The sequence below is a fragment of the Paenibacillus sp. P32E genome, assembly GCF_001909085.1.
GTDB classification, from domain to species: domain Bacteria; phylum Bacillota; class Bacilli; order Paenibacillales; family Paenibacillaceae; genus Paenibacillus_AQ; species Paenibacillus_AQ helianthi.
On sequence record NZ_LVYY01000001.1, the window covers coordinates 466,379 to 491,768 of the forward strand.

General features: G+C 49.3%; 21 protein-coding genes and 2 CRISPR repeat arrays. Of the genes, 16 read left to right on the top strand and 5 right to left on the bottom strand.

Features of this window, described 5'->3' with window-relative positions; all coding sequences use genetic code 11:
- Positions 1-91: 91 nt before the first annotated feature.
- Entirely contained in the window at positions 92-844 is a 753-nt protein-coding gene (locus A3848_RS01835; RefSeq protein WP_074083230.1) for a hypothetical protein, read from the top strand.
- 197 nt (positions 845-1,041) lie between these two features.
- Here the strand turns inward: A3848_RS01835 and A3848_RS01840 are convergent, their stop codons facing one another.
- Positions 1,042-2,016, bottom strand: coding sequence for an S-layer homology domain-containing protein (locus tag A3848_RS01840; protein ID WP_074083231.1), 975 nt, complete (start codon positions 2,014-2,016; stop codon positions 1,042-1,044).
- A 328-nt stretch (positions 2,017-2,344) separates the two neighbouring features.
- Between A3848_RS01840 and A3848_RS01845 the strand changes: the two genes are divergently transcribed.
- Together A3848_RS01845 and A3848_RS01850 are read left to right on the top strand one after the other, a co-directional pair.
- Positions 2,345-4,324 carry a GTP-binding protein gene (locus A3848_RS01845; protein WP_074083232.1) on the top strand — a complete coding sequence of 660 codons (1,980 nt, stop codon included), beginning with the start codon at positions 2,345-2,347 and terminating at the stop codon, positions 4,322-4,324.
- Positions 4,325-4,908: 584 nt separating this feature from the next.
- Entirely contained in the window at positions 4,909-5,487 is a 579-nt protein-coding gene (locus tag A3848_RS01850) for a hypothetical protein (protein ID WP_074083233.1), read from the top strand.
- Here the strand turns inward: A3848_RS01850 and A3848_RS01855 are convergent.
- On the bottom strand, positions 5,462-5,740 hold the full coding sequence (locus tag A3848_RS01855) for a hypothetical protein (protein ID WP_074083234.1): 279 nt from the start codon (positions 5,738-5,740) through the stop codon (positions 5,462-5,464). The two genes, A3848_RS01850 and A3848_RS01855, sit on opposite strands and share 26 nt — an antisense overlap.
- 141 nt (positions 5,741-5,881) lie before the next feature.
- Between A3848_RS01855 and A3848_RS31555 the strand changes: the two genes are divergently transcribed.
- The 10 genes from A3848_RS31555 to A3848_RS01895 all read left to right on the top strand — a co-directional run bounded on the left by A3848_RS31555 (position 5,882) and on the right by A3848_RS01895 (position 22,466).
- Entirely contained in the window at positions 5,882-6,055 is a 174-nt protein-coding gene (locus tag A3848_RS31555) for an Arc family DNA-binding protein (protein ID WP_143192319.1), read from the top strand.
- A gap of 256 nt (positions 6,056-6,311) precedes the next feature.
- Positions 6,312-8,218: a CRISPR direct-repeat array (repeat unit 32 nt; unit sequence GTCGCTCCCCGTGCGGGAGCGTGGATTGAAAC).
- Positions 8,219-8,845: 627 nt separating this feature from the next.
- Positions 8,846-9,289: a DUF6398 domain-containing protein gene (locus A3848_RS33370; RefSeq protein ID WP_371916074.1), complete on the top strand. Its 444-nt coding sequence runs from the start codon at positions 8,846-8,848 to the stop codon at positions 9,287-9,289.
- Positions 9,290-9,373: 84 nt separating this feature from the next.
- Positions 9,374-11,680, top strand: coding sequence for a CRISPR-associated helicase/endonuclease Cas3 (locus tag A3848_RS01860; RefSeq protein WP_074083235.1), 2,307 nt, complete (start codon positions 9,374-9,376; stop codon positions 11,678-11,680).
- 25 nt (positions 11,681-11,705) lie between these two features.
- A complete protein-coding gene (gene cas5c, locus A3848_RS01865) occupies positions 11,706-12,371 on the top strand; it encodes a type I-C CRISPR-associated protein Cas5c (RefSeq protein WP_074083236.1) in 666 nt (221 codons plus the stop codon).
- 1 nt (position 12,372) lies between these two features.
- Positions 12,373-14,271, top strand: coding sequence for a type I-C CRISPR-associated protein Cas8c/Csd1 (gene cas8c, locus A3848_RS01870; RefSeq protein ID WP_074083237.1), 1,899 nt, complete (start codon positions 12,373-12,375; stop codon positions 14,269-14,271).
- A complete protein-coding gene (gene cas7c / locus A3848_RS01875; RefSeq protein ID WP_074083238.1) occupies positions 14,271-15,134 on the top strand; it encodes a type I-C CRISPR-associated protein Cas7/Csd2 in 864 nt (287 codons plus the stop codon). Before cas8c ends, cas7c begins: the two co-directional genes overlap by 1 nt.
- Positions 15,134-15,820 carry a CRISPR-associated protein Cas4 gene (gene cas4 / locus A3848_RS01880; RefSeq protein ID WP_256702118.1) on the top strand — a complete coding sequence of 229 codons (687 nt, stop codon included), beginning with the start codon at positions 15,134-15,136 and terminating at the stop codon, positions 15,818-15,820. Before cas7c ends, cas4 begins: the two co-directional genes overlap by 1 nt.
- An 8-nt stretch (positions 15,821-15,828) precedes the next feature.
- Positions 15,829-16,857 (top strand): type I-C CRISPR-associated endonuclease Cas1c, encoded by a 1,029-nt coding sequence (cas1c, locus tag A3848_RS01885; RefSeq protein WP_074083239.1) that lies wholly within the window; start codon positions 15,829-15,831, stop codon positions 16,855-16,857.
- 18 nt (positions 16,858-16,875) lie between these two features.
- Positions 16,876-17,166 carry a CRISPR-associated endonuclease Cas2 gene (cas2, locus tag A3848_RS01890; RefSeq protein ID WP_074083240.1) on the top strand — a complete coding sequence of 97 codons (291 nt, stop codon included), beginning with the start codon at positions 16,876-16,878 and terminating at the stop codon, positions 17,164-17,166.
- A gap of 180 nt (positions 17,167-17,346) precedes the next feature.
- A CRISPR array of direct repeats spans positions 17,347-21,083; the repeat unit is 32 nt; unit sequence GTCGCTCCCCGTGCGGGAGCGTGGATTGAAAC.
- Positions 21,084-21,359: 276 nt separating this feature from the next.
- Positions 21,360-22,466, top strand: a complete 1,107-nt coding sequence (locus tag A3848_RS01895) for a GGDEF domain-containing protein (protein ID WP_074083241.1) — start codon at positions 21,360-21,362, stop codon at positions 22,464-22,466.
- Positions 22,467-22,524: 58 nt separating this feature from the next.
- Here the strand turns inward: A3848_RS01895 and A3848_RS01900 are convergent, their stop codons facing one another.
- A complete protein-coding gene (locus tag A3848_RS01900) occupies positions 22,525-23,082 on the bottom strand; it encodes a CGNR zinc finger domain-containing protein (RefSeq protein WP_074083242.1) in 558 nt (185 codons plus the stop codon).
- 305 nt (positions 23,083-23,387) lie between these two features.
- On the opposite strand from A3848_RS01900, the gene A3848_RS01905 reads away from it, so the two are divergent.
- Together A3848_RS01905 and A3848_RS32055 are read left to right on the top strand one after the other, a co-directional pair.
- Positions 23,388-23,882 carry a DinB family protein gene (locus A3848_RS01905; protein ID WP_074083243.1) on the top strand — a complete coding sequence of 165 codons (495 nt, stop codon included), beginning with the start codon at positions 23,388-23,390 and terminating at the stop codon, positions 23,880-23,882.
- 143 nt (positions 23,883-24,025) lie between these two features.
- Positions 24,026-24,163: a hypothetical protein gene (locus A3848_RS32055; RefSeq protein ID WP_178381876.1), complete on the top strand. Its 138-nt coding sequence runs from the start codon at positions 24,026-24,028 to the stop codon at positions 24,161-24,163.
- Between the two features lie 31 nt (positions 24,164-24,194).
- Here the strand turns inward: A3848_RS32055 and cmpA are convergent, their stop codons facing one another.
- Positions 24,195-24,332 (bottom strand): cortex morphogenetic protein CmpA, encoded by a 138-nt coding sequence (gene cmpA, locus A3848_RS31560; protein ID WP_143186262.1) that lies wholly within the window; start codon positions 24,330-24,332, stop codon positions 24,195-24,197.
- An 87-nt stretch (positions 24,333-24,419) separates the two neighbouring features.
- Positions 24,420-24,779 (bottom strand): hydrolase/acyltransferase, encoded by a 360-nt coding sequence (locus tag A3848_RS01910; protein ID WP_074083244.1) that lies wholly within the window; start codon positions 24,777-24,779, stop codon positions 24,420-24,422.
- A 121-nt stretch (positions 24,780-24,900) separates the two neighbouring features.
- On the opposite strand from A3848_RS01910, the gene A3848_RS01915 reads away from it, so the two are divergent.
- On the top strand, positions 24,901-25,386 hold the full coding sequence (locus A3848_RS01915) for a SprT family protein (RefSeq protein WP_074083245.1): 486 nt from the start codon (positions 24,901-24,903) through the stop codon (positions 25,384-25,386).
- Positions 25,387-25,390: the final 4 nt, after the last annotated feature.

Below are 25,390 nucleotides of genomic sequence, written 5' to 3' on the forward strand. Positions count from 1 at the left end.
CTTGATCATACGGACAGACCTGCCACTTGCAACATAATCCATCTGCGTACGTCTTAATAAAAAGAAGGGGAATAACATTAGGAGGGATTTCATGAATACTATGAAAATAGTTGGGCGTTCAGCGCTGGCCGCTGTTCTGCTGGTTCTAGCAGGGTGCAATGCAGCGCCTGAAGCCGAGCCGAAAGCTACACTGGCACCGGAGCAGACTCAGGTATCCCCATCGCCGACTGCATCACCGACTGCATCACCGACCGTATCGCCGACCGCATCACCGCTCCCTTCGGAACCGGCAGAAAGTCAGCAGCCACAGGCTTCGGCTGCTCCGGAGGAAGGAATGCCGCCAACCGCTGAGGAAGCAGCCACTACGGTACTAAGAGCATTAAAGGCAGGCGATATGGAGACCCTTGCGTCCTGGGCACACCCGGACAAAGGTGTCCGTTTCTCACCTTACGCTTATGTCGATACAGCAACTGATCTGGTATTTACCCGGGATAAGCTGAAGGGTCTGATGAAGGACCCCAAGCCGTATGTATGGCGTGAATTCGCCGGGTCCGGGGAGATTATGAAGCTGACCTTCGCGGAATACTTCAAGCGGTTTGTATATGACGCCGACTTCCTGAATGATGCCAAAACCGCGCTCAACAAAGGGTTGGGGCAGGGAACGACACTGAATAATATTAACGAAGTTTATCCTAAGGATAAATACGACTTCGTCGAATATTACATTGCCGGCGTTGATCCGGCAAATGAAGGGATGGACTGGCGCAGCCTGCGCCTGGTCTTCGAGAAGATCGGACAGGATCACGCGCTGGTAGGCATTGTCCATGATCAATGGACACCCTGAAGGGAAGAAGGCAGAATACGTCTGTGAAAATGGAGGGAATTATACCAGCTCATCGGAAGTAAGCCCGCAGGAATAATTCCCCACGAGTGTAATATAAAAAGTCCGCATTTCCCTGATGAAGGGAATGCGGACTTTTGAAGCTTATTCAGCCTACTGCTGTCGAGCCAGCGAACCGGGCATATGTTCTGAGTAACAGCTTACCTTGCGCTGGAGCCGGAGGAGAAAGGATTAGCGGTCAGCGACTGGGCAGTTGCAGTATAGCCTTCCGGCAGATAGGTTACTGCAGTGCCCTTCGAGATAACCATCGGGTACATTCTGCCTGGTGCCGGTTTGGTGATGCTGAAATAGATGACAGCCGTTTTGTCCTTGCCGAATTCAATCCGGTTAATGGTCAGCCCATACCCAGGGTTGGGCAGATCGCTCACGGTTATCGTGGCCTTGTTCACGCCATCACCGGCTTTTTCCAGGGTTACCGAGCCTTCATACATCATCTGGGAAGGAGCCGCAGTACCGTCATCCGGAGCAATTACCGTTCGGGCAAACTCAGCAGCGTCATAGATCCAGACAGCGGCTTCCGAACGGGTCACGGCATCGTTGGGACGGAAAGTATTGTTCTTATCTAATGTCACCAGATGGGTATTCACCAGAATCTGCAGGCTATTCATTTCTGCATTAGACAGCTTGCCGCCATCTGAGATATCGGCATACATCATTGTGACCGGAAAATTCCCTTTGCTCTGCAAAGCCTGAGTCAGCAAATGGGCGAACTGGACGCGGGTCATCGCGGCGTTCGGATCAACCGTGGGGTCCAGGGTTAGGCCGTTTTGCTTCGCAATCAGAAAAGCTGAGGCATACCAAGCCTTATCTTTTACTTTGTCAAAGTAAGTACTAGCCGTAACTGTACTGCTGCCGGTTTGCGGGGACAACTGCAGGCCATTTACGATAAACTGGATGCCTTGGGCAAAGGTAACCTTCGATTTTGGCGCAAATCTGTCCGTTGTCACTCCATTCACAACTCCTTTGTGATGCAGTGCGTTGATTTTGGATTCAGCGGGATCTCCTTTTAAATCGGAAAAAGCAAAAGCAGATGCTCCAAAAGACACGCTTGCCGCCAGGATGCCGCACGCAATAGTCATTTTTTTCGCGCTCATCTGGAAAGTTTGTTTGTTCATTATGCCTCACCTCTTATCCTCTTAGATGGCAGAAATGCGAGAAATGTTGCAGGCACACTCCAAATAAATGAAATTCATCCTCCTGATCTGCCGTAGCGTGGATCTTACTTTCTCCCAATCAATCACTTTTACCGATATGATCTCCAGGTATTGCATCTTCAATGATTGCTAGCATGCTTCAGTAACTAATACCCTATGCCTCCGGTATGAACCAGCCTGTTGAATCGAAAGTGGACCCGCCGGTTCAGGATTGAACAAAAGCGCCACTTCGCTGTACACTTAGGGATGATAGCGTTATATCAGAGGAACTTGAGAATGGAGAACATAGATGATTCAGCAGCAGGGGATCGAACGGATTAATGTGGGGGTTTTTGCCCATGTCGATGCGGGGAAGACAACAACTACCGAGCATATGCTCTATGAGAGCGGCCGCATTAAGGCGGTGGGGAGTGTAGATAGCGGAACAGCTGTAACCGATTCCATGGAGGTAGAGCGCCAGCGGGGGATTTCCGTGCGTGCAGCCTTGGCGTCGTTCGAATGGCGGGGTGTGCAGGTGAATCTGGTCGACACACCGGGGCATGTCGATTTCCTGTCCGAGGTGGAGCGAAGCCTGCGGGTGATGGACTGTGCAGTGCTTATTCTGTCTGCGGTTGAAGGCGTACAGGCCCAGAGCGAGATGATCTGGAATGCGCTGCGCAAGCTGGGGATTCCGACGCTGATTTTCATGAACAAAATGGACCGGGTCGGCGCAGATCCCGAAGCTGTGCTGGCCCAGGCGCGAACGTATCTATCCGGTGATATCCTTCCGGTTCAGCAGGCTCTCGGTCAAGAGCAGGATTATGCCGGAGCTGTGGACTTATGGGCAGATGGGGCCGGCCCTGCGGCGCGGACGGAGCTGCTGGAAGCACTGGCTGAGCGGGACGAGGCGTTGCTGGAGGTATATATGTCGGGTGCTCCGCTTGCTATGGAAGACTGGAAAAAACAGCTGATCGCCAAAACAGCTTCGGGTACGATGTTCCCGCTCGTCTACGGTGTAGCTGCCAAAGGTCTTGGCATTACGCAGCTGCTGGACGCGATGACCGATTATTTTCCCCGTGCCGGGGGAAATCCGGAATTGCCGGTGTCCGGCATTGTGTACAACATTCAGCGTGACAAAAGCATGGGCCGTATGGCCTTCGTCCGTCTCTACCAAGGCACCATCCGCAACCGGGACACAGTGATGAATTACTCGCAGGAGGTTCAGGGCAAGGTGACGCAGATCCGTAAGGTGGAGGGCGGACGGACGGAGGATGTCGGCACGCTGGAGGCCGGGGATATCGCCGTAGTCTACGGGCTGACCGGGGTCAGAATCGGCGATGTGCTGGGTCTCCCGGATGCTATTCCGCAGGAAGCGAAGCTGGCGGTACCGCTGCTGACGGTGCGGGTGCACTGGGAGGCCGATATAGATGAGCATCAAGTCATCGGGGCATTTCAGGAGCTGGCTGATGAAGATCCGCTGCTCGATACCCAGTGGCTGCAGGATGAGCGGGAGCTGCACATCAAGGTTATGGGTCCGATTCAACTGGAAATTCTGGACAGTGTGCTGGAAAGCCGTTACGGCCTGAAGGTCACCTTCGGCCAGCCGTCCGTCATCTACAAGGAAACTCCAAGCCAGGCGGGTGAAGGTTATGTCGCCTACCTGATGCCGAAGCCGTGCTGGGCTATCCTGCGGTTCAAGATTGAACCGGGGCTGCCGGGCAGCGGTCTTCAATATGAATCGCTTGTCCGCAGCTCCGATCTGCTGCCGCAGTATCAGAATGAAACGGCCCGCCGTGTCCCGGAGGCGCTGATGCAGGGACTCTACGGCTGGGAGGTTACCGACCTGAAGGTGACGCTGACCGAGGGGCAGCATCATGTGTGGCATACCCATCCGCTGGATTTTGCGGTGGCAACGCCCATGGCTATTATGGATGGGCTGAACCGGACCGGCACCAGGCTGCTGGAACCGGTTCTCCAGGTCCGCATCGTCGTTCCCGAAGAGAACGGTGGCCGCGTCATGAACGATCTCGTGCAGATGCGCGGCACGTTTGAGCCTCCGGTTCTCCAGGGTGAACGGATGATTATCGAAGGACGGCTGCCGCTGGCAACGTCGCTCGAATATCCCGTCAGCCTAAGCTCCTACACGAAGGGGCGGAGTACGTTCACTTCTTTTTTTGCCGGCTACGAGGAATGCCCCCCGGATGTTAGGGCCGAGCGCATCCGCCGGGGCGTGAACCCGCTTGACCAGGCCAGATATATTCTGAGCGTGCGCAAAGCACTGCAAGGGTAGGTGTTAGTGGGAAAGAGATTGTTTGCATGTGGCAGGATGGCGTAGAATGAAATGTATACCAGCATATGATCGTGATGTGGGATTTTTCTAGCCTGGGTATAGTAGATGAGCCTATGTTTTTGGTGCGAGTGTATAGCGCCCATGAAATCCCCGGGTTCTTCGCACCAAGTTTATTTGCATTATTTGTGTGGATTTTGAATGCATTAGCCTTATCATTTAAGTAGTTTTCTGACTTGTAAAAAGGGATCTCATCCTTCTTTTGGTCGAAAATCGCTATCGCTCCCTATTTTGTAGCGTGAATTGAAATTTCTTATATTAGTGTTATGCATTAATTTCATGTCGCTCCCCGTGCGGAGCGTGAATTAAAATCACAAAGTCTTAAATCTTTACATAGGTTAATGTAATGCCTTGGTTTCTTTATACCGAAGCTGAATTTATGGTTTGGGATAAAACGGTTATGCTACTCATGGGGGAAGTAATAAGAACAATATCATCTCTCAATAAAGCCTCGCGAACTTTTTGTTTTTGAAGGAATGCCTTGGATTTGCTTTCACTATGAATTTGAGACGGAGAATACGATCCAGATGAGCCCTTCGACAATCCGCCTTGTCCATGAAATAGGATACATACCCAACATGATTTTTATAATTGAAGGCGAACATAGCCATCTTATAAAGCAACACAACCAATTTTTAGGGTTCACATACAAAGAGATTGTACAGGTTTATAGTCAAAGCATTTCATTCAAAATTACTGTTAAATCTTTTGGTAATGTTGTGGTGAACTCTTCAGTTTGGTTGGATATGAAAAAATTTATGGATTTTCTTAGTGCTACAAGCAACTTGGAACAAGGAAATCAAGAAACAGTAAGTAAACTTGAGGCTATGTCACCCGGGGAGTTCGAATTATACGTACATAAAGACAAATTAGGACGATGTAAGGTTAAATATAAATTGCATAGAATCAATGGGAGTAGTGAGTACCGTGCTGAAATCGTTGCTAAACAAAGTATTGAATCGGAGGATATTAAAAGGCTTCTAAGGTATTTTAAAAAAAATGGCAAGTATGGACATCTAATAAGTGCGGTTAATGGGATACAAAAATTAAATAGGAAGGAACTTAGTGTAATTACCGTGACTACTCATCGAACAAAAGTTTATTGAGATGAATACCATCTTTTAAACCTTGCTTATACATTAATGTTTCTGCAATACCTTGAAGCAATGTGGTGCTTGTATCATAATTTTGGAGAAGCTGTTTATAATCTTGGGGGAGAAAAGAAATTAACTCATTAAATAGCTGGTTACATTCTACTATTAATTGCTTGTACTCATTTGAATTTGATAATATTGAATGAGCTGTATACTCCATTCGTATTGAAAGAAACTGTTCAAAGGCTTGCTCCAGATTTACCATGGATGTTCCCCCGATGAGAAAAATAAAATTAATGTATAAATCAAATTATATAGTGACATCACTTAGATGTCAATGTGAATCTATAAGCTTGTATTCCACAATGATACAATAATGACATCACTTTTAGGGAGTACAAAACATATGGCAACTGATAAAAGAGTGTTTACATTACGCTTGAAGGATGACAATTTCAACAAAATTAAATATATCGCAGATAAGAATAAGCGGTCTATTGCTATGCAGATCGAATATTTGATTGAACAACACATAGAACAATTTGAAAAGGAGAAGGGGATTATTGGGACGGGAGAATAGAATAACATTTTTATATAAAAGAATGATCTCTATAGCAACCTGAGGTCATTCTTTTTGTATTTAGCTTGTAAGTTTGATAATCTAGCGCGAACCGGAAGCTCACACGAAATCCTTAGGAGGTTCGCACCATTTACTGTAGAGGGGATTTGAAGACTTTTAGAGAATGTATCATTAAAATAATCTTTGGTTTTAAGAGGTTCGCACTTTTACCGCTTTGAGCCCTTACGAAATAAGGGATTGCGGGCTACCTGTCGCTGTCGCTCCCCGTGCGGGAGCGTGGATTGAAACTGTTCTTCCGTGGGCGTAGCTCTCTTGTAGCACCGTCGCTGTCGCTCCCCGTGCGGGAGCGTGGATTGAAACAGTTGTATCCGTTTCATTTTCAGTTGGTTTATCGTCGCTCCCCGTGCGGGAGCGTGGATTGAAACAAGCACTGTCCAAAGTTGTTGTACGTCCAGTGCTTGTCGCTCCCCGTGCGGGAGCGTGGATTGAAACTTACATGCCCGGCTTGTGGAGACAGCGGCAGCATAGTCGCTCCCCGTGCGGGAGCGTGGATTGAAACACGGTCAACTGGCTTGTCAGCGGCGATGTTTACCGTCGCTCCCCGTGCGGGAGCGTGGATTGAAACTCTTGTAACTGGCGGTCCAACCACTGCTGATGTCTCGTCGCTCCCCGTGCGGGAGCGTGGATTGAAACTCCGGAGAAAGCTGCGTATTTCGAGAGAACGCCAGTGTCGCTCCCCGTGCGGGAGCGTGGATTGAAACATCGCGTCCGCCACATCATGCGGAATTGTTACCGTCGCTCCCCGTGCGGGAGCGTGGATTGAAACATGCGCAAGTTAACGTCAATTAAGCGGCTGCCTGGTCGCTCCCCGTGCGGGAGCGTGGATTGAAACCATATACCCCTTATCTTCTCACCATGGTATGTTTTGTCGCTCCCCCTGCGGGAGCGTGGATTGAAACGCAAACGCAATCTCCGTTACCTCGCGCTTGCTCAGGTCGCTCCCCGTGCGGGAGCGTGGATTGAAACTATGTACTGTTCGTGCAGCTGCTTCTCCACAGATAGTCGCTCCCCGTGCGGGAGCGTGGATTGAAACTTATAACGACTTTAACTGAACTCCATAACGAGCTAGTCGCTCCCCGTGCGGGAGCGTGGATTGAAACTCTGCGTTATTGTAGATCGACGTTAAACTCGTATTTGTCGCTCCCCGTGCGGGAGCGTGGATTGAAACTTTCATCTCCTCGTCTGAAGGTAACGATGGTTTAGGGTCGCTCCCCGTGCGGGAGCGTGGATTGAAACGTGTATTTGCGGACGTTATCCGCGATCATCATCGCGTCGCTCCCCGTGCGGGAGCGTGGATTGAAACGAGCAATGCGCCAGTAACACCACCATCTAGTCCAGTCGCTCCCCGTGCGGGAGCGTGGATTGAAACTTACGAACTACGATACCTAAACCAAATTATAAAAGTCGCTCCCTGTGCGGGAGCGTGGATTGAAACAGACTTACAAAGATGGAAAAAGATATCGCTATGACGTCGCTCCCCGTGCGGGAGCGTGGATTGAAACTCTCGAAAACTGCTAGTGGTCGAATCAAGGGGCAGTCGCTCCCCGTGCGGGAGCGTGGATTGAAACACGTAAATTAATAGATATGATAGATCAGGAACTAACGTCGCTCCCCGTGCGGGAGCGTGGATTGAAACATTGTTCGCGTAATACTCATTGACTTTACGCCAAGTCGCTCCCCGTGCGGGAGCGTGGATTGAAACGACTGTAGTGGAGCTAATGCACCAGACAAATAGCGTCGCTCCCCGTGCGGGAGCGTGGATTGAAACGACTGTAGTGGAGCTAATGCACCAGACAAATAGCGTCGCTCCCCGTGCGGGAGCGTGGATTGAAACTATGAGTACGGGAGTAGCCATCAACCGCCGCGCCCGTCGCTCCCCGAGCGGGAGCGTGGATTGAAACAGCGTATTAACTGGTCAGTCAAAAGTACTTGTCGAAGTCGCTTCCCGTGCGGGAGCGTGGATTGAAACTATACCAAGGAATCAAAGAAAACTTACCTGACATCGTCACTCCCCGTGCGGGAGTGTGGATTGAAACAATGTTGCGATTTCCGCTCTGCGGTCCTCTATGGCGTCACTCCCCGTACGGGAGCGTGGATTGAAACTGATCTGCGATCTGACCGATCGTGTGCCGATGGTGTCACTCCCCGTACGGGAGTATAGATTGAAACCCTATTTAGCTGTTAAACTTGGCTGTTTTACGATGTCACTCCCCGTACAGGAGTGTGGATTGATACGTAGAGGCACAGCAGACCATAGCCCGGCAACGGTCACACCCTGTTCGGAGTGTGGATTACTACCGTAATAACTGAATCACATTTTCGTCATTATCCCTTAGCCCATCCTTCGACCACTGTAGAGCAGAAAGATTAAGCACTAGAAATAAAATAAGAAGCTGTCCTAAGGTTTAGTGCCAAAGGACAGCTTCTTCTTTTATGGCCAACATCAAATCACAAATTTCAATCCACGCGCCCATGCAAAGAGCGACGAACTTACTTCTCCAATAGAATATGCAGTGCTGGATGGTTGCAAGCTGAGTGAATCAATAAAAAAACTAGAAAAACCATAATTGTGATTTATTTTACATTTTTTTGAAGAGTAAAGCTTAAAGTGAGTTTATATTTATTTAACTTCAAATCACAAGAAATTAAATATAAGGGGGTTAGCCATTGAAAGATCCGAAAATTCTGCTAATCAAGGCCCAACTGATCAACTCAATTTGAAACTTTTGCATTGAACATCTTGATCAGCCGTATGAGAAAATAGCGATTGATATGACAGAAACACTCAGCCGAAAAAGGAGAGTCCCTTTTACAACAGGCAGATTAAAGAATTGGAGCGGTGCCATTGTTCATGCGTTAGCGACTATTAATAATCTATTTGATGAACAATGTTCTCCTTGTATTGACGTACATCAAATTTGCCATCACTTTAATGTCTTGCAAACAACAATCACTAAAAAATCCAAAGATATTTGTACTATGCTACAGTCTCAAATTCGTAGAGGTCAGTTCTCTAAACCTCCCCTCCTTAAATCAACCATACCTAGTTCATTAACGACCATACACCTCTCAGTTACAACCATAAAAATACACCCCCTTTTGATTAGCTTCGAACCGGTAAGCCTGCGATGTTTTGGACACCATTTTACAAAATATTCAGCAAAACGATTATAATTTTGGGAAATAAAGCAAGGATATTGGAGATTATTGGAGTATTTATAAAGAGAGTAGTTCCTCGTACTTAGAAAGGAGTGAAAAATGTACTACGCGCATAGCACAGAATCTGCGGATAAGAAGGATTGGCAGTTATTGTTGACGCACTTAAAAGAGGTCGCAGAATTAACAGCGGAGTTCTCCTTGCAATTCAGAATGGAAAAATGGGGCTATATCGCAGGGTTCATGCATGACCTTGGGAAATACGCAGAGGAATTTCAGCACCGGTTGGAAGGTTCAACGAAACGTGTAGATCATGCTACAGCGGGTGCCAGGGAACTCATGAAGGCATGGCCCAGACATCCAATGGCTACTATTTTGGCATATGTTATTGCCGGACATCACAGCGGATTGCCTGATTACGGAACGAAATCCGGGGCGGATTCGTGTCTCACACGCAGACTGAGTAAAGATCCCTTGGATTATAAGGCTGCTTTCAACGAAATGAAAATACCGGAAATTCCTACACAGTTCGCATTACAGCCTGGCATTTCTCCATCTTTTCAAATGTCTTTTCTTGCACGCATGCTCTTTTCATGCTTGGTCGATGCAGATTCGCTAAATACTGAGGTCTTTTCTAACCAGAGTCAAGCGAGTTTGAGAGGTGTGAAGGCTGACTTCGCTGTGCTGCTTCAACGTTTTCACGCTTATATGAAGGCACGCTTCTCTACACCCCGTGAACCAGTAGATTATAACCGCGCAGAAATATTTAGAGAGTGTATGGAAAGGGCAGGACTCACACAGGGTCTATTCTCGCTAACCCTCCCTACCGGCAGCGGTAAGACTTTGGTCTCTCTGGGTTTTGCTTTGAAACACGCGGTTCAGCATGCAACTCTGCGGCGCATTGTGTATGTAATTCCGTACACTTCAATAATCGAACAAAATGCTGCGATTTTTCGTGAGGTGTTGGGAGAAGAAGTTGTGCTTGAGCATCATTCTAACGTACAGCAGGAGGTAGAAGAGGCAGAGGAAGAGATAGACAAAGCGAAGAAACTGCGCAAGCTCCGTGATTTGAGAAGACTGTCTGAAGAAAATTGGGATATGCCGGTCATTGTGACGACCAATGTTCAATTTTTTGAATCGCTTTTTTCCAACAAACGCTCCAAGACCCGAAAGATACATAATTTGGCGAACAGCATTATCGTTTTGGACGAGGCGCAGATGATGAACGGTGGATTTTTCGGGCCTTGTATGTATGCGCTTGAGGAGCTAGTGCGAAATTATGGCTGCACGGTGGTCATGTGTACTGCAACACAACCCCCGGCCGCAACGATACTTAATACAGGACAAGCTACATCGAAAGTTGCTATTCGTGAAATTGTGACTCAACCGGAACTACGCTTTAAGCAGTTTGAGCGGGTAGAAGTATCTAACCGGGGGATCATGAGTCTCGAAATGCTGGCCGGAGAAATAAATGGCCTGTCTCAGGCATTATGTATTGTGAATACTCGAAAAACAGCTCGTAATCTGTTCGAGGTACTGCAGCAATCGAAAAACCATTCATCAGAGGATTCCACGGAAGGGCTGTACCATCTAAGCGCGAGAATGTGTCCAATGCATAGAATGGATATTTTGAGGGTGGTCCGTACACGTCTTGAATCAACAATGCCTTGTCTGCTTGTAAGCACGCAATTAATTGAAGCGGGAGTCGATGTGGATTTTCCTGAAATCTACCGCGAATTAGCAGGGCTCGATTCAATTGCTCAAGCTGCTGGGCGCTGTAATCGAAACGGAAGACTGCTGCGAGGGAAGGTACATGTGTTTGAGACGGAAAGAGGATTACCTGACGGTTGGATGAACTTAACAGGTACTCTGGCTAGAACCATCTTGACGAGCAGCATGGAAAAAGGAATTGATCCGTTATCCTTAACAGCAGTTGAGAATTACTTTGTTGAACTGTCATATTACCAGCATATCAGCAGCACAGATTCCACGGACAGCAAGGAGATTATAGCGAAGATTGAAAGTGAGGGCAGGAAGCTTGAATTTCCCTTTGCTGAGATTGGCCGGGAGTTTCGCATGATTGATGAGCAGATGGAGCCAGTCATAGTTCCTTATAAGACCGACGAAGAACAGGCGAAGGGAGTAGACGATGATAAAACAGCGTTCTCGCTCCTTCTAGAGCGTATACGTCATGCTCCCCAGTTGAGCAGAGAACTGCTGCGTCAGCTCCAGCCATACACGGTGCAGCTCTATATTTATGAGTACTCGGCTTATCAACGTGCCGGGGAACTGCGAGAGATTCGTGAAGGGATCAGAGTACTGGAACGATCTGGAACATGGTATAGTTCGCACACGGGGATCAAGCCTTATTCTGCGGAGTGTGCAGCAAAGGAGATTTATATTTTTTAATTAAACGCAAGGGGGTGTGGAGTATATGGGTTATGGTGTGAAGCTGCATGTCTGGGGAGATTATGCGTGTTTTACGCGTCCGGAAATGAAGGCGGAAAGGGTTAGTTATGATGTCATTACGCCTTCTGCGGCACGAGGTATTCTGGAATCGATCCACTGGAAACCGGCTATTCGCTGGGTGGTGGATCGAATCCATGTGCTGAAAGAAATTAAATTCGAATCCATCCGCCGGAATGAGACGGAGTCTAAATTATCTGCGGCAACTGTGAAATCAGCGATGGCTGGCAAGACCAGCACTATACGCCAGATTGTCACAGAGGAACGGCAGCAGCGTATGACTTTAATGCTGAAGAACGTCGGTTACATTATTGAAGCCCACTTTGAGATGACTTCGGAAGCAGGCGCTGCAGACTCACCGGAGAAGCACTACAATATTTTTCTTCGGCGGGCCCGTTTGGGACAGATGTTTCAGCAACCTTATTTCGGCTGTCGGGAGTTTCCGGCACATTTTAAGCTGGTTGAGAGCGTGGGAACGTTGCCGTCTTCTGACTATGTAATGACGGGGGAACGCGATCTGCAGTGGATGCTCTGGGATCTCGATTACAAGGCAAATATGGAGGCGAAGTTTTTCCGCGCCATTATGAACGATGGAGTTATTGAAGTGCCGGATTTAAGCAAGGGGGAACATTGAGATGATTACTCAATCACTTTACGGGCGTTATTTAAAGCTCTCCCAAGACCCCAATTCAGGAATTGCACCACCTGGCTATAGCACGGACAAGGTATCGTTCGTACTGGAGCTTTCAGAAGAGGGACAACCTCTCCGTATTCTGGATATCCGTGATGCTACAGGCAAACGTCCGGTGCCTGTACCGATGAACGTTCCTGAGCATGGTGCACGATCCAGTGGAGTGAAACCGTACTTTCTGTCCGATAAGGCTGAATATGTACTTGGCCTTATAGATAAGAGTGGTATACGTACATCATCGCTGAGGAAATTTGAAGCCAGTCGGGAGTTGCACCGAACACTGCTTCAGAACTGTGAAAGTCCAGACGGTAAGGCGGTACTCCGCTTTTTTGAACGCTGGAATCCCGAAGAACCTGAAGGAGATGAATCCTTCCAGGTCATGGTAAACAACGTACTGTCCGGTACAGATAATAATTTCGTATTCAAACTACAGGGAAGCTCATACAGTGTACACCAGTCCGAAGAGGTCATGCGTATCTGGGCTGATTCCCGGAGGGAAGACAAGGAGGGGGCGGTTTATGGAACCTGCCTGATCTCCGGTGAAGCCAATCGTCCGATTGCCCGTACACATGAGATCAAAATTAAGGGTGTAGCCGATGCACAGTCCGTCGGAGCCAATCTGGTCTCCTTTAATTTTCCGGCTCTCCTGTCTTACGGCAAAGAGCAAAGTTATAACGCGCCAGTGAGCGAGGAAGCTTCAGCGGGATATGCCAAGGCGCTCAACCACCTTCTTGCTTCCCGAGAGAACCGAATGCGGGGCGTAGGAGATATGACAGTTGTATTCTGGGCGGATCGCAAGCCGGGCCAGGATATGGATTGGGCAGTACAGGAGGGGATGTTCGGTGGATTCTTTGACGATGCTCCAGGGGATCAAATTAAAGAAGACTCTGGGGTGACTCGGCAAATTCAGGATTTACTTCTCCGTGTACGTAGTGGAATGACAGTTACGGAAGATATGCTGCCTGCAGCGCAAACACCGTTCACCGTACTAGGACTCTCGCCAAATGTGGCGAGACTGGCGGTCCGCTATTATTGGCAGGGGAGTTTCGGCTCGCTATTCATTCAATTGGCTCAACATACTGCAGACATGGCTATGAGCCGTCCGGGTGACAAGCTGCCGGCTTTGCCAAGTCTATTCAGAGTAATGCGGGAGACGGTTCATGCTAATATGGATTCTTCCAAAATGAAAACCGCCACTGCAGCAATGGCCGGAGCCTGGTTCCGTTCTGTGCTACAGGGCAATGCTTATCCGTATTCAGTTTATGCGGCAATTATCGGACGAGTCCGAGTAGACGGGAGAATATCTCCTTACGGCGAAAGTGCTGGCAGTGCTTGGATTCGGTCTTCAGTCATTAAAGCTTACTTACTGCGCTATGCGCGGATTAATAACAATGATGCTTTGAAAGGAGCATTGACGATGGAACTCAATGAGAATGAAGAGGCACAGCCTGTAGCCTATCGGCTTGGAAGACTATTTGCAGTACTCGAACGTGCGCAGATCGAAGCTTCAGGCGGCTATGGCAAATTAAATACGACTATAAAAGACCGTTACTTCTCTTCGGCATCCACTACACCGCTAGCGGTATTCCCTAATTTAATTCGTTTAGCTCAAGCGCATATTTCTAATCCTAAAGCTAAATTCGGAAAGTACAGAGATCGGGAGATCGGAGAGGTGCTTTCCGGGGTTCCAAAGTTTCCTACTCATTTAAATCTACAAGAACAAGGATTGTTTATTCTTGGTTATTACCATCAGGCACAGCATACCGTCACCTCTAGACAAGGAAGTTCTGAGGCGGATTCCGTAAGCACATCAGTTCAGGAAGAGAAAGGTGAGGATGAATAATGAGTAAGCCTATTAACCGCTGTGAATTTACGATCTTTTTTGATGTGAAGAATGGTAATCCCAATGGAGACCCAGATGCTGGGAATATGCCGAGAATTGATCCGGAGACAGGGCATGGTATTGTTACGGATGTATGCCTGAAGCGTAAGATCCGTAATTATGTAGAGGTCGTAAAAGGCGGCCAGGAAGGCCATCATATTTATGTATCTGAAGGAGCTGTACTGAACGAGCAGCATCGTCAGGCTTACCGCGCTTTGCGTGAAGAGGATACGGATAAGCTTAAAGAATTGAAACCTGCAGATAAAGCAGAAAGCTATAAATTGACCCGCTGGATGTGCGATAACTTTTTCGACGTACGAACATTTGGAGCTGTTATGACTACTAAAATCAATTGTGGACAAGTTCGTGGACCCGTTCAGTTTACGTTTGCACGTAGCATTGACCCTGTATTTTCCCAGGAGTTAACAATCACTCGTCAAGCCGTTACTCAAGAGGGGGCGGATAAGGATCGGGAAATGGGACGTAAGCATATTATCCCCTATGCACTTTATCGTATGGATGGATATGTGTCAGGTCATCTGGCTCAGCAAACGAATTTCACCTCAGAAGACCTGGAATTACTGTGGACTGCCATTGAGAATATGTTCGAGTATGATCGCTCCGCTTCTCGGGGACAGATGGCGCTCCGTAAACTGATTGTTTTTGAACACAACTCAGTGCTGGGAAATGCTCCTGCCCATAAACTCTTTGAACGTATTCATGTAGAGAGTGTGCCAGGTGTACCTGCGAGAGAATATACAGACTACCACATTACGATAGACGGAGGCCAGTTGCCCGAAGGTGTGACTTTGATTGAAAAATAATGGAGATAGCGCTGAGTCCTTATCATGAAGATGAGTATTTAATGTTGTCAGGTATTCAGCATTTTGCCTTTTGTCCGCGTCAGTGGGCACTTATCCATATGGAGCAGCAGTGGCTGGACAATGTGCGCACTTATGAGGGGGATCTTTTACATCGCAAAGCAGATAATCCGGCGCTTCGTGAAACTAGAGGGAAGATTCTAATCTCACGGGCAATGCCTCTGGTATCTCATCATCTTGGAATTAGCGGTATATCCGACGTTGTTGAATTTCATGCCGAAGAGGAAGTGGATCGTCCCGGTCTTGCCACTAATTTACCTGGAAGGAAAGGTCGCTGGAAACCTTATCCGGTGGAATATAAACGCGGTAAACCTAAGAGTGATGACTGGGATGAAGTGCAATTGTGTGCACAAGCGATGTGTCTTGAAGAGATGCTGGAGGTTGAAGTTGAAGAGGGCTCTCTTTTTTATGGTCAACAGGAAAGGAGACAGGAAGTTGTTTTTACCGGGCAGTTGAGGGAACGTGTGGGATTTTATCTCAGGGAAATGCGAGCCTGTTTTGCTAACGGCATCACTCCAGCACCTCAGTATTCCAAAGCTTGTTTATCCTGTTCACTCTACGACATCTGCTTGCCAAAGATGAAAAGAACCAATGTTGAACGTTACATGGATACATTTCTAGAGGAGTAGGTGATACAGTGAGAAAACTATTGAATACGCTATATATCACTTCTCCTGATAGTTACTTAGCCAGAGACGGAGAAAATGTGGTGGTTCAAACCAGTCAAAAAGAGAAGTTTCGTATTCCTGTTCATAATCTTGAAGGAATCGTGACTTTTGGTTATACCGGTGCAAGCCCAGGACTACTTCATTTATGCGCGGAGCGGGGAGTTGGATTATCCTTTTTAAATGAACATGGGGGATTCAAAGCTCGAATTCAGGGGAAAACTTCTGGAAATGTACTGCTCCGCCGCAAGCAGTATCGTTATGCTGACGGACAGGAAGCCGTTCATGTGGCCAAACGATTCATCCAGGCAAAAATCATAAATTCCAGAAGTGTTATCAATCGGGCGCTCAGGGATCACGGAGAAAAGGTAGATAACGAGTTGTTAATGAGTATCTCAGCTGCGCTGAAACGATTGGCAGCAAGTACATCAAGGGTTAGTAACGGTGATCAACTCCGAGGTGTGGAAGGGGAAGCGGCCAAGCTGTATTTTAGTGCGATGAATGAGTTGATTCTGATCGAAAAAAAAGCTTTTCATATGGCTACACGCAATCGTCGTCCTCCCCGGGACAGGATTAATGCGCTCCTCTCCTTCCTATACACATTGTTGCGTGTTGATGTGCAATCGGCACTGGAGACTGTGGGGCTAGATCCTGCTGTAGGATTCCTTCACCGTGACCGTCCCGGCCGCCCTGGACTGGCACTTGATTTGATGGAGGAATTGCGGGCATATATGGCGGACCGTCTAGCTTTGTCACTAATCAATCGTAAACAAATAACGTCGAAAGCATTCATAATCAAAGAGAATGGTGCAGTTCTGCTGTCAGAGGATGGGCGAAAGGAAGTGCTGACCGCCTGGCAGAAAAGAAAGCAGGATGAAATCAAACACCCCTATCTGAATGAAAATATATCATTGGGATTGCTTCCCTACGTTCAATCTTTGCTCCTGGCGAGGTATATCAGGGGGGATCTTAACGATTATCCACCATATTTATTTAAGTAGGAAGGGGAGCAGAATTGTATGATGGTATTAATCACTTATGATGTTGAAACTACGACTCCAGAGGGGCGCAGAAGGCTGCGCCGGATCGCCAAACACTGTCAAAATTACGGTCAGCGAGTGCAGAATTCTGTGTTTGAATGCGTTGTAGATCCGGTGCAATATAAACAGCTCAAGCAAAAATTAGAAACAGAAATGGATAAGAATAAAGACAGTATACGCTATTATGCCCTCGGAGCCAATTGGAAAAGAAAAGTAGAACACATCGGAGCCAAAGAGAGTTATGATCCGGAAGGGTTTCTCTTAATCTAGTGAACAAGCAAAAGTGCGAACCCCAAGTGCACATGAAAACCCTGGGAGGTTCGCGCTTCTTGCGGGATAAGTAGTTTACCTCATTGTATGTGATTTCAGAAAAGAAAAAATGATCTTTATTAAGAGGTTCGCACTTTTTGGGATCTTATCCCTTATGGGACAAGGGATTTTTGAGTACCTGTCGCTCCCCGTGCGGGAGCGTGGATTGAAACATACATCTTTATCCCACCTTTAGCCGATTGAATGTCGCTCCCCGTGCGGGAGCGTGGATTGAAACTGATCTATGCATTGAAGGATCTCAAGCTCTCTTCCTGTCGCTCCCCGTGCGGGAGCGTGGATTGAAACCATTATCTAGAGATACTATTAATTTCAAGGCCAGTCGCTCCCCGTGCGGGAGCGTGGATTGAAACATTTGTAGTGTTGCAGTAGTCAAGTAAATTCCAGTGTCGCTCCCCGTGCGGGAGCGTGGATTGAAACGCTGTTACTGATCTATATGGTACATCCTTCGGCCTGTCGCTCCCCGTGCGGGAGCGTGGATTGAAACCCTTGTGAGTGTCATTGGTTATCTCCTTTCTCAAACGTCGCTCCCCGTGCGGGAGCGTGGATTGAAACTTAGGAACGCTCACGGTGGCCTTGACCATCTGCAGGTCGCTCCCCGTGCGGGAGCGTGGATTGAAACGATTGATCCTTTTGTGACGCTGCTGACAAGCTCCTGGTCGCTCCCCGTGCGGGAGCGTGGATTGAAACGCTTAGTATTTCGGTCGTCTCGATGCAGAGATAAAACGTCGCTCCCCGTGCGGGAGCGTGGATTGAAACCTTTACTTGTGTCATGGCCGGTCACCTCCCCTGTTGTCGCTCCCCGTGCGGGAGCGTGGATTGAAACCACTGACTGACCAGGCACATAATATTGCACATTGGTCGCTCCCCGTGCGGGAGCGTGGATTGAAACAATAACGTTGTGGGTAGCCTGGGGCCGTACCAACGTCGCTCCCCGTGCGGGAGCGTGGATTGAAACACTCCGGCATTCTTTTGGACATGATCTTCTTTCAGTCGCTCCCCGTGCGGGAGCGTGGATTGAAACAGTTTTGCCGTCGATAGAATCCACCGATTCAAGGGGGTCGCTCCCCGTGCGGGAGCGTGGATTGAAACTCCGGCTGATTGCGGATCACTCGCAAATTATGTGTCGCTCCCCGTGCGGGAGCGTGGATTGAAACACCTCTCCGAAGAAAAAGGCATCATCTATGCAGGTCGCTCCCCGTGCGGGAGCGTGGATTGAAACTGCCATTTGTTCAAACTGTTTTTTATCTTCTGCTGGTCGCTCCCCGTGCGGGAGCGTGGATTGAAACTGAAGACGGGAACATTCAGCACGAACCGAATCGCGTCGCTCCCCGTGCGGGAGCGTGGATTGAAACGTATACGTTCACGGCGCGGATCGGCGGTGGCCGGTGTCGCTCCCCGTGCGGGAGCGTGGATTGAAACGTGCCATGAGACGTTTTAAATGACATAGCTCGTCCGTCGCTCCCCGTGCGGGAGCGTGGATTGAAACCGCTCCGTGCCGGACCACTTCACTACGCCGGGAAAGGTCGCTCCCCGTGCGGGAGCGTGGATTGAAACCCTGCGCGCAAGTCGCCCGGAGTTAAATTACCCAGTCGCTCCCCGTGCGGGAGCGTGGATTGAAACTCGCAACCGTTGAGAGTGTCGCTCCTTGGGAAGGTCGCTCCCCGTGCGGGAGCGTGGATTGAAACATACGTAAAACCTCCGTTATGATAAATTTACGATTGGTCGCTCCCCGTGCGGGAGCGTGGATTGAAACTGGCGAATGCGGGTATCTATATTGTTATAGCTTGTCGCTCCCCGTGCGGGAGCGTGGATTGAAACGTTACCCCGACTGCATCCGCGAGCACGGAGTTACCGTCGCTCCCCGTGCGGGAGCGTGGATTGAAACGCTACGGTCTGCTGTCCGCTGACAAGCGCTGGCGTCGCTCCCCGTGCGGGAGCGTGGATTGAAACGGTCTTACCGTGCAGAGCCGCGATCAGCGCGTTACCCGTCGCTCCCCGTGCGGGAGCGTGGATTGAAACGGTCTTACCGTGCAGAGCCGCGATCAGCGCGTTACCCGTCGCTCCCCGTGCGGGAGCGTGGATTGAAACCTTCAGAAGGCACGCCAATAGATATCAGTGATGAGTGTCGCTCCCCGTGCGGGAGCGTGGATTGAAACTCAATACTATCAACCTTACAAACCTCTACAATCAAGTCGCTCCCCGTGCGGGAGCGTGGATTGAAACACCGGCTCTGCGCCGTGTCTCCGCTTCGAGCACGTCGCTCCCCGTGCGGGAGCGTGGATTGAAACCTCCGTGAGCGTGCGCTGCTTATCGCATGTTGCGGTCGCTCCCCGTGCGGGAGCGTGGATTGAAACAGCGGTATGATCGCCATTACATCGTCACCCACTTAGTCGCTCCCCGTGCGGGAGCGTGGATTGAAACGGCGTTAAAGCCAAGTGAGAACGATACAAGGATGTCGCTCCCCGTGCGGGAGCGTGGATTGAAACCTTCTCCAAAGGAACGTAGGTACGAGTCAGATTTAGTCGCTCCCCGTGCGGGAGCGTGGATTGAAACCGATCTTAAGACAATCCAGGAACGGCTCCGCCAGGTCGCTCCCCGTGCGGGAGCGTGGATTGAAACACCCATGCAACGGCTGAACAGCGCTGTAAGGCTGCGTCGCTCCCCGTGCGGGAGCGTGGATTGAAACTTCGAGAAACACCTGATTCCATAGAACTGGCTGACTGTCGCTCCCCGTGCGGGAGCGTGGATTGAAACGCCAACCCGGAGCTACTCCCATGAACCACGTGAACGTCGCTCCCCGTGCGGGAGCGTGGATTGAAACTCTCCTTGCGTGCCTCCATACTGCGGCTGAAATACGTCGCTCCCCGTGCGGGAGCGTGGATTGAAACCCCATGTACATGACGCTCTCGAACTCCGTCAGAGTCGCTCCCCGTGCGGGAGCGTGGATTGAAACCAATCTATGATCTACATTGGGACGAAGACACCAAACGTCGCTCCCCGTGCGGGAGCGTGGATTGAAACCTCCTGTATTACGCTGTAACCATCGGAGCGTGGATTGAAACCCCATAGCGCTGGCCTGTCACCGGACTTTCTGAGGTCGCTCCCCGTGCGGGAGCGTGGATTGAAACCCGTTATCAACCGGCGAGTACACGTACTGCTTTGTGTCGCTCCCCGTGCGGGAGCGTGGATTGAAACTTTGTAGAGTCCTAAACGTTTTAGAGCCAAATCATGTCGCTCCCCGTGCGGGAGCGTGGATTGAAACGTCTTCTGCTGCAACATAATGCTTGATGCGGCCTATGTCGCTCCCCGTGCGGGAGCGTGGATTGAAACATCCACTACAGATCAATCAAAGGGTGCATGGCCTAGTCGCTCCCCGTGCGGGAGCGTGGATTGAAACGTATACCTCACTGATAAGGTTCCAATTGCAATATGTCGCTCCCCGTGCGGGAGCGTGGATTGAAACAGCAGTATGCTGCCGTCTGCTTAGGTAAACCCAGGTCGCTCCCCGTGCGGGAGCGTGGATTGAAACATATCCGGTTGGCCCCAATGAAATAAAAGAAGTTGTCGCTCCCCGTGCGGGAGCGTGGATTGAAACTCCTGGATATTGCTCTATTAAGTACTTAGCTAATGTCGCTCCCCGTGCGGGAGCGTGGATTGAAACGTCCGACATAACGTCCATTCCGTCAAGTATTTCGTTGCTCCCCGTGCGGGAGCGTGGATTGAAACATCTCGCCTTTGTAGTCAGTCTGGAATTTAAGCGTCGCTCCCCGTGCGGGAGCGTGGATTGAAACTCCATGTCCGTAGAGCGGGCGCCAAGTTCTTCGCGTCGCTCCCCGTGCGGGAGCGTGGATTGAAACTCGGTAAGCTTGTTTTTTTATCCGCAGTTAGATGTCACCCCTCATGCAGCAGGGTGTTTTAAAATTCCGATCGTTTCAGAAGGCAGATTCGTTTCTGTCTCCCTAAACCAGAGTATTAATGAAATCGTACGCTAGTCCCTTTTTCATACAGCCTCATAATTTCTTCTCAAACGAACAAGTATCAAAAGCATCGCACATCATGGTAAAATACTATGACTAGTACAGCAACAGTCCAATCTGAATTAGCAGGTGACCGTGTTGAGATTACGAGAATTCATGAACCCTTCCGATTCCTCGGCCTATCGGCAGGCGAAGTGGATCAAACGTTTTTTGCAGACTTATTGGCTTGTGATTTCCCTGCATTTTTTGGCCCAGCTAGGGGCATTTTGGTTTCTGCCGTATGAGAGAGGGGCGCATGAGTTTTATTTTGAGGTGCTTCTGTATCCGACTCTGCTGATGGCAGCGGTGGTGATCATAGCCCAATTGATTGATTACAGCGCCTCTAAGTATTCGTTCTACTCTCTTTTTATGGCTGGCACGATTATTGCCATGATCATCATCCATCTGAACATGGATATCCGTATAATTGGAGCACTTATGCTGCTGCCTATTTTTGCTTCGGCGATTTTTTACAGGCTTGACTTAACATTATTTACATCAGCACTTCAGGCCGTTGCCTTTTTTGTGCTCTATCGATGGGATTTTTGGTTTAAGTATTTTCTAAGTTCGTTTGATCTGATTGCGATCCCGATTTTTCTCATGGTGGGTACCCTGGTAGCTATTATCATGATTATTAACGGACGTGAGCTGGCTAGCGATCTGGAGGCAACGTTGACGGCGAAGCAGGATCTGTTAATCGAGAATGCGATCATGCGCAAGCTGTCGACAACGGATGCGTTAACGGATCTGTACAATCATATTTCTTTCCATGAGTTCTATGACAAGGCACTGGAGTACGGAGATCAGGGTGCACCCTTTCATCTGGCCCTGATTGATATCGATGATTTCAAAATGGTCAATGACAAATACGGACACCGTACAGGGGACATTATTCTGGCGAGAGTTGCCAAAGTCATCCGGGAGCTTATCTCACCGGCGGATATTGCCTCCCGTTATGGCGGAGAGGAGTTTGCCATACTTCTTTTTGAGAAGTCCTTTGAACAGGCAGCGGAGGTCGCGGAGAAGATTCGCCTGCGGCTCTCTGATACTCCGCATGAAGAGATGGACGGGGCGGTGGTCACCGTAAGTATCGGACTTGAGAGCTACATGCAAGGAACCACCAAGGAGAAGCTGTTTGAGGAAGTGGACACACTGCTCTATGCGGCGAAACACTCGGGCAAAAACAAAGTGATGACCCCAGGTTCATCCATGGTATTTACATAACGCCAATTCCCGGAGAAATGATCTGGGACGGCACAGTTTTAAGAGTTCAAATGATACGTCATTCGGTGTCCGCCTTCTTGCGCGCCCGGAAACGCCGGACCTTCATCAGATTGCCGCACATTTTATCGTCGCAATAACGTTTCGAGCGGTTGCGGGTATCATCGTAATAGACCCATAGGCAGTCCGGATTCTCGCATATGCGGAAGCGTGAGGTGTCCTTCTCCACAAGCGCAGCGGCAAAAGAAGACGCAATCTCCGCCATCACCTGTGTCCAATCAGCGCGCTGCGGCAAAAGGGAGATTTCCGCCAGGCCAGCGTCATTCCAGACGATCTGCCGAATGGCCGGCCCTTTGTCCATATATCTGTTCAGCTGTTCCAGCGTACCCCGGTTTACTGTATGTACCTGGACTAGCATCTGCACCTCTGCCCACATCAAGCTCCGGAGCTGCTGCAATTGATCCAGTTCTGCGGGCTTAAGCGGCAATTCTGCTTGAAGCGAATGACGCTCCAGCCAAGAGGCCAGCCATTCCGGATCCATCAGTTTGTCCTTGTCACCGCCACGGTTGCTTGTCCGCCAATCCCGCCAATAACTGTTCAAGAAATCGTCCCATAGCACCGTACATCCCTCCTTCCAGGCCCACATCTTTTCAATGATTGTAACAGTTAAAATATAAATTTGCTAGTTACTTGAACCGTGGCAGAGAATATGCTACATTTTCTAAAAAGATAAGAATTTATATGTTTCACGTTACAAATTATCTTTCTCTTTCTCGCTGAAACGGATGCCGCCCTCATAAGGACGGCGTAGCCGTTTCCACTTGGTAACTATTACCCATGTCTTTAAGTCGTTACCGATTTTCGGATGATGCTCAGGAAAGCCATGTTCTACAAAAACTATACGGATGCTCTAGGAGGTAAAACATGCAGAATAAGATCAGTGATGTTTTGCTGGAAAACTGGGATTATGTTATGGATATCGAGGATTGGGCACCGCCGCTTAGCGCAGCACTGGAAGGTGTAACCAGCGAGCAGGCAATCTGGAAGCCGCAAGGAGTAGCAGGTAATTCCATCTGGGAGACGGTCAACCATTTAACCTATTACAAGGAACGTCTGCTGAACAAGCTCAAAGGATTGCCGAAGCTGCCTGACGTGGAGAGCAATGATGCTACTTTTAGTGTAACAGGCAGCGGGGAAGAAGCTTGGGAGCAAGCGGTGGCCAAACTGAAGAACATCCATGCTTCGCTGCGGGAAGTAATTGAGGCGCTGGAGGAAGGCGCATATGACTGGGGGGGTTCCGGGCATGCTCCAGGTGAAGAAGTGATGAGTCTGATTCTGCATGATTCCTATCACACCGGTCAGATTGTGCTGGTCCGCAAGCTGCAGGGCTCCTGGCCTACGAACCGCAGTTTTAACTAAACCTGTCAGGTGCTTTTATGAGCCGCAACTCCGGCTCTCCGTTGCTATGGAGAGAGAACCGGGGGTGCGGCTGTTTGTTTCAAGCAGGAAAGGGGCGGGGTAATGGATGCTATCAACAAGAGATTCGAAAGGAGAGATTGATGATGGAGCCGAATACCAAGGACAGAAGTGTTGAAGTGGAGCGTATACGTCTTCCCGATGTTCCAGGTGATTTCAGTGAGCAGTCAAAAATGCAAAAACCCATCCTGGATTCCTCGGGATGGGTTTTGTTTGAAATATAAGAACTCATATGTTTTACGCTAGAAATGATCCTTATATTCCACGCTGAATGGAGTCACGGGATTCGGCGGAATTGCGGTAAAAAAACCAGCATTCGTTCAGCAGCTTAATCTGACGCCGGTCTTTTTTATAATAAGCCTTCATGAGCTGATGGCAGAGCCACTGCGGCAAGAGTACCCCTCCTCTGCATGCTAACGTAAGATAGCATATGGGAGAAGTCGCCCAAAGGTGCAGCGGCATGCCGGATTTCACCGGCTCCTAGTGTACGCCTTCTTCTTCCTCTTCGTACCACTGCTCAAGCTGGGCTTGAAGCGCGCGGATTTCGGTCAACAGCGAGATCAGCGGATAGTTGCTCTCCTGAATGGATGAAAAAGCGCTCTCCAGCCGGTTGATATAGGCCAGCCCGGATTCCAGTGAGTGCTCCTCGCGCAGCAGCTCCAGGGAATCACACTCCGCAATAGCAAGCGGCAGATCCGGGACATTAACCGCGGTCAGCTTGTCGATCTCTTTATTGAGGCGAAGATTGAGGGCGCTCAGCTGATACGCATACTCCTCCGGCATCTCCACGAACTGCAATTCCTGCTTCTGCTGCAACATTACATACCGCATTTTCGGCATAAGTCATTCTCCCTCCGAACTTGTCTTCCTTCTTGACAGTGTAGCCTATGGGCAAGTTACAATTCAAGTAGAGATCGTAATTTTCCTGTGGAGAGGACTTGTGAGAGAAACGATGACTAGAATGACCAATGAAGAGTTGCAGCAGTGGATCGAGCAGGTGTCACAGGACAGCTTTGGTGTCCCTTTCCGGCACTCGGCCAGCTTTAACAGCCGGCTGAGCACAACGGGAGGAAGATATTTTACCAAGAGCCATAATATTGAGATTAACCCGATGCAGCTGGAAATGTTCGGGCGTGAAGAGACCGAGCGCATTATCAAGCATGAGCTGTGCCATTATCATCTTCACCTGGCAAAACGGGGATATATGCACCGGGACGCCGATTTCAAAAAACTGCTCGCCATGGTCGGCGGAAGCCGGTTTTGCCAGACCCTGCCTGGAGCCAAGGGGCGTAAGGTGCTGCCTTACCGGTATAAGCTTGTCTGCACTGCCTGTTCGACTGAATACCCGCGCAAACGCAAGGCTGATCCGAAGCGCTACCGCTGCGGCAATTGTGCCGGCAAGCTCAAGCTGATTGCCCTGGAAGAAGGCCAAGGGAGAGCTAAATAGGGAA

Coding starts and splice junctions, on each gene's coding strand:
- A3848_RS01835 (WP_074083230.1), top strand. CDS start 92: ATGAATACTATGAAAATAGTTGGGCGTTCAGCGCTGGCCGCTGTTCTG.
- A3848_RS01840 (WP_074083231.1), bottom strand. CDS start 2,016: ATGAACAAACAAACTTTCCAGATGAGCGCGAAAAAAATGACTATTGCG.
- A3848_RS01845 (WP_074083232.1), top strand. CDS start 2,345: ATGATTCAGCAGCAGGGGATCGAACGGATTAATGTGGGGGTTTTTGCC.
- A3848_RS01850 (WP_074083233.1), top strand. CDS start 4,909: ATGAGCCCTTCGACAATCCGCCTTGTCCATGAAATAGGATACATACCC.
- A3848_RS01855 (WP_074083234.1), bottom strand. CDS start 5,740: ATGGTAAATCTGGAGCAAGCCTTTGAACAGTTTCTTTCAATACGAATG.
- A3848_RS31555 (WP_143192319.1), top strand. CDS start 5,882: ATGGCAACTGATAAAAGAGTGTTTACATTACGCTTGAAGGATGACAAT.
- A3848_RS01860 (WP_074083235.1), top strand. CDS start 9,374: ATGTACTACGCGCATAGCACAGAATCTGCGGATAAGAAGGATTGGCAG.
- cas5c (WP_074083236.1), top strand. CDS start 11,706: ATGGGTTATGGTGTGAAGCTGCATGTCTGGGGAGATTATGCGTGTTTT.
- cas8c (WP_074083237.1), top strand. CDS start 12,373: ATGATTACTCAATCACTTTACGGGCGTTATTTAAAGCTCTCCCAAGAC.
- cas7c (WP_074083238.1), top strand. CDS start 14,271: ATGAGTAAGCCTATTAACCGCTGTGAATTTACGATCTTTTTTGATGTG.
- cas4 (WP_256702118.1), top strand. CDS start 15,134: ATGGAGATAGCGCTGAGTCCTTATCATGAAGATGAGTATTTAATGTTG.
- cas2 (WP_074083240.1), top strand. CDS start 16,876: ATGATGGTATTAATCACTTATGATGTTGAAACTACGACTCCAGAGGGG.
- A3848_RS01895 (WP_074083241.1), top strand. CDS start 21,360: ATGAACCCTTCCGATTCCTCGGCCTATCGGCAGGCGAAGTGGATCAAA.
- A3848_RS01905 (WP_074083243.1), top strand. CDS start 23,388: ATGCAGAATAAGATCAGTGATGTTTTGCTGGAAAACTGGGATTATGTT.
- A3848_RS32055 (WP_178381876.1), top strand. CDS start 24,026: ATGGAGCCGAATACCAAGGACAGAAGTGTTGAAGTGGAGCGTATACGT.
- A3848_RS01910 (WP_074083244.1), bottom strand. CDS start 24,779: ATGCCGAAAATGCGGTATGTAATGTTGCAGCAGAAGCAGGAATTGCAG.
- A3848_RS01915 (WP_074083245.1), top strand. CDS start 24,901: ATGACCAATGAAGAGTTGCAGCAGTGGATCGAGCAGGTGTCACAGGAC.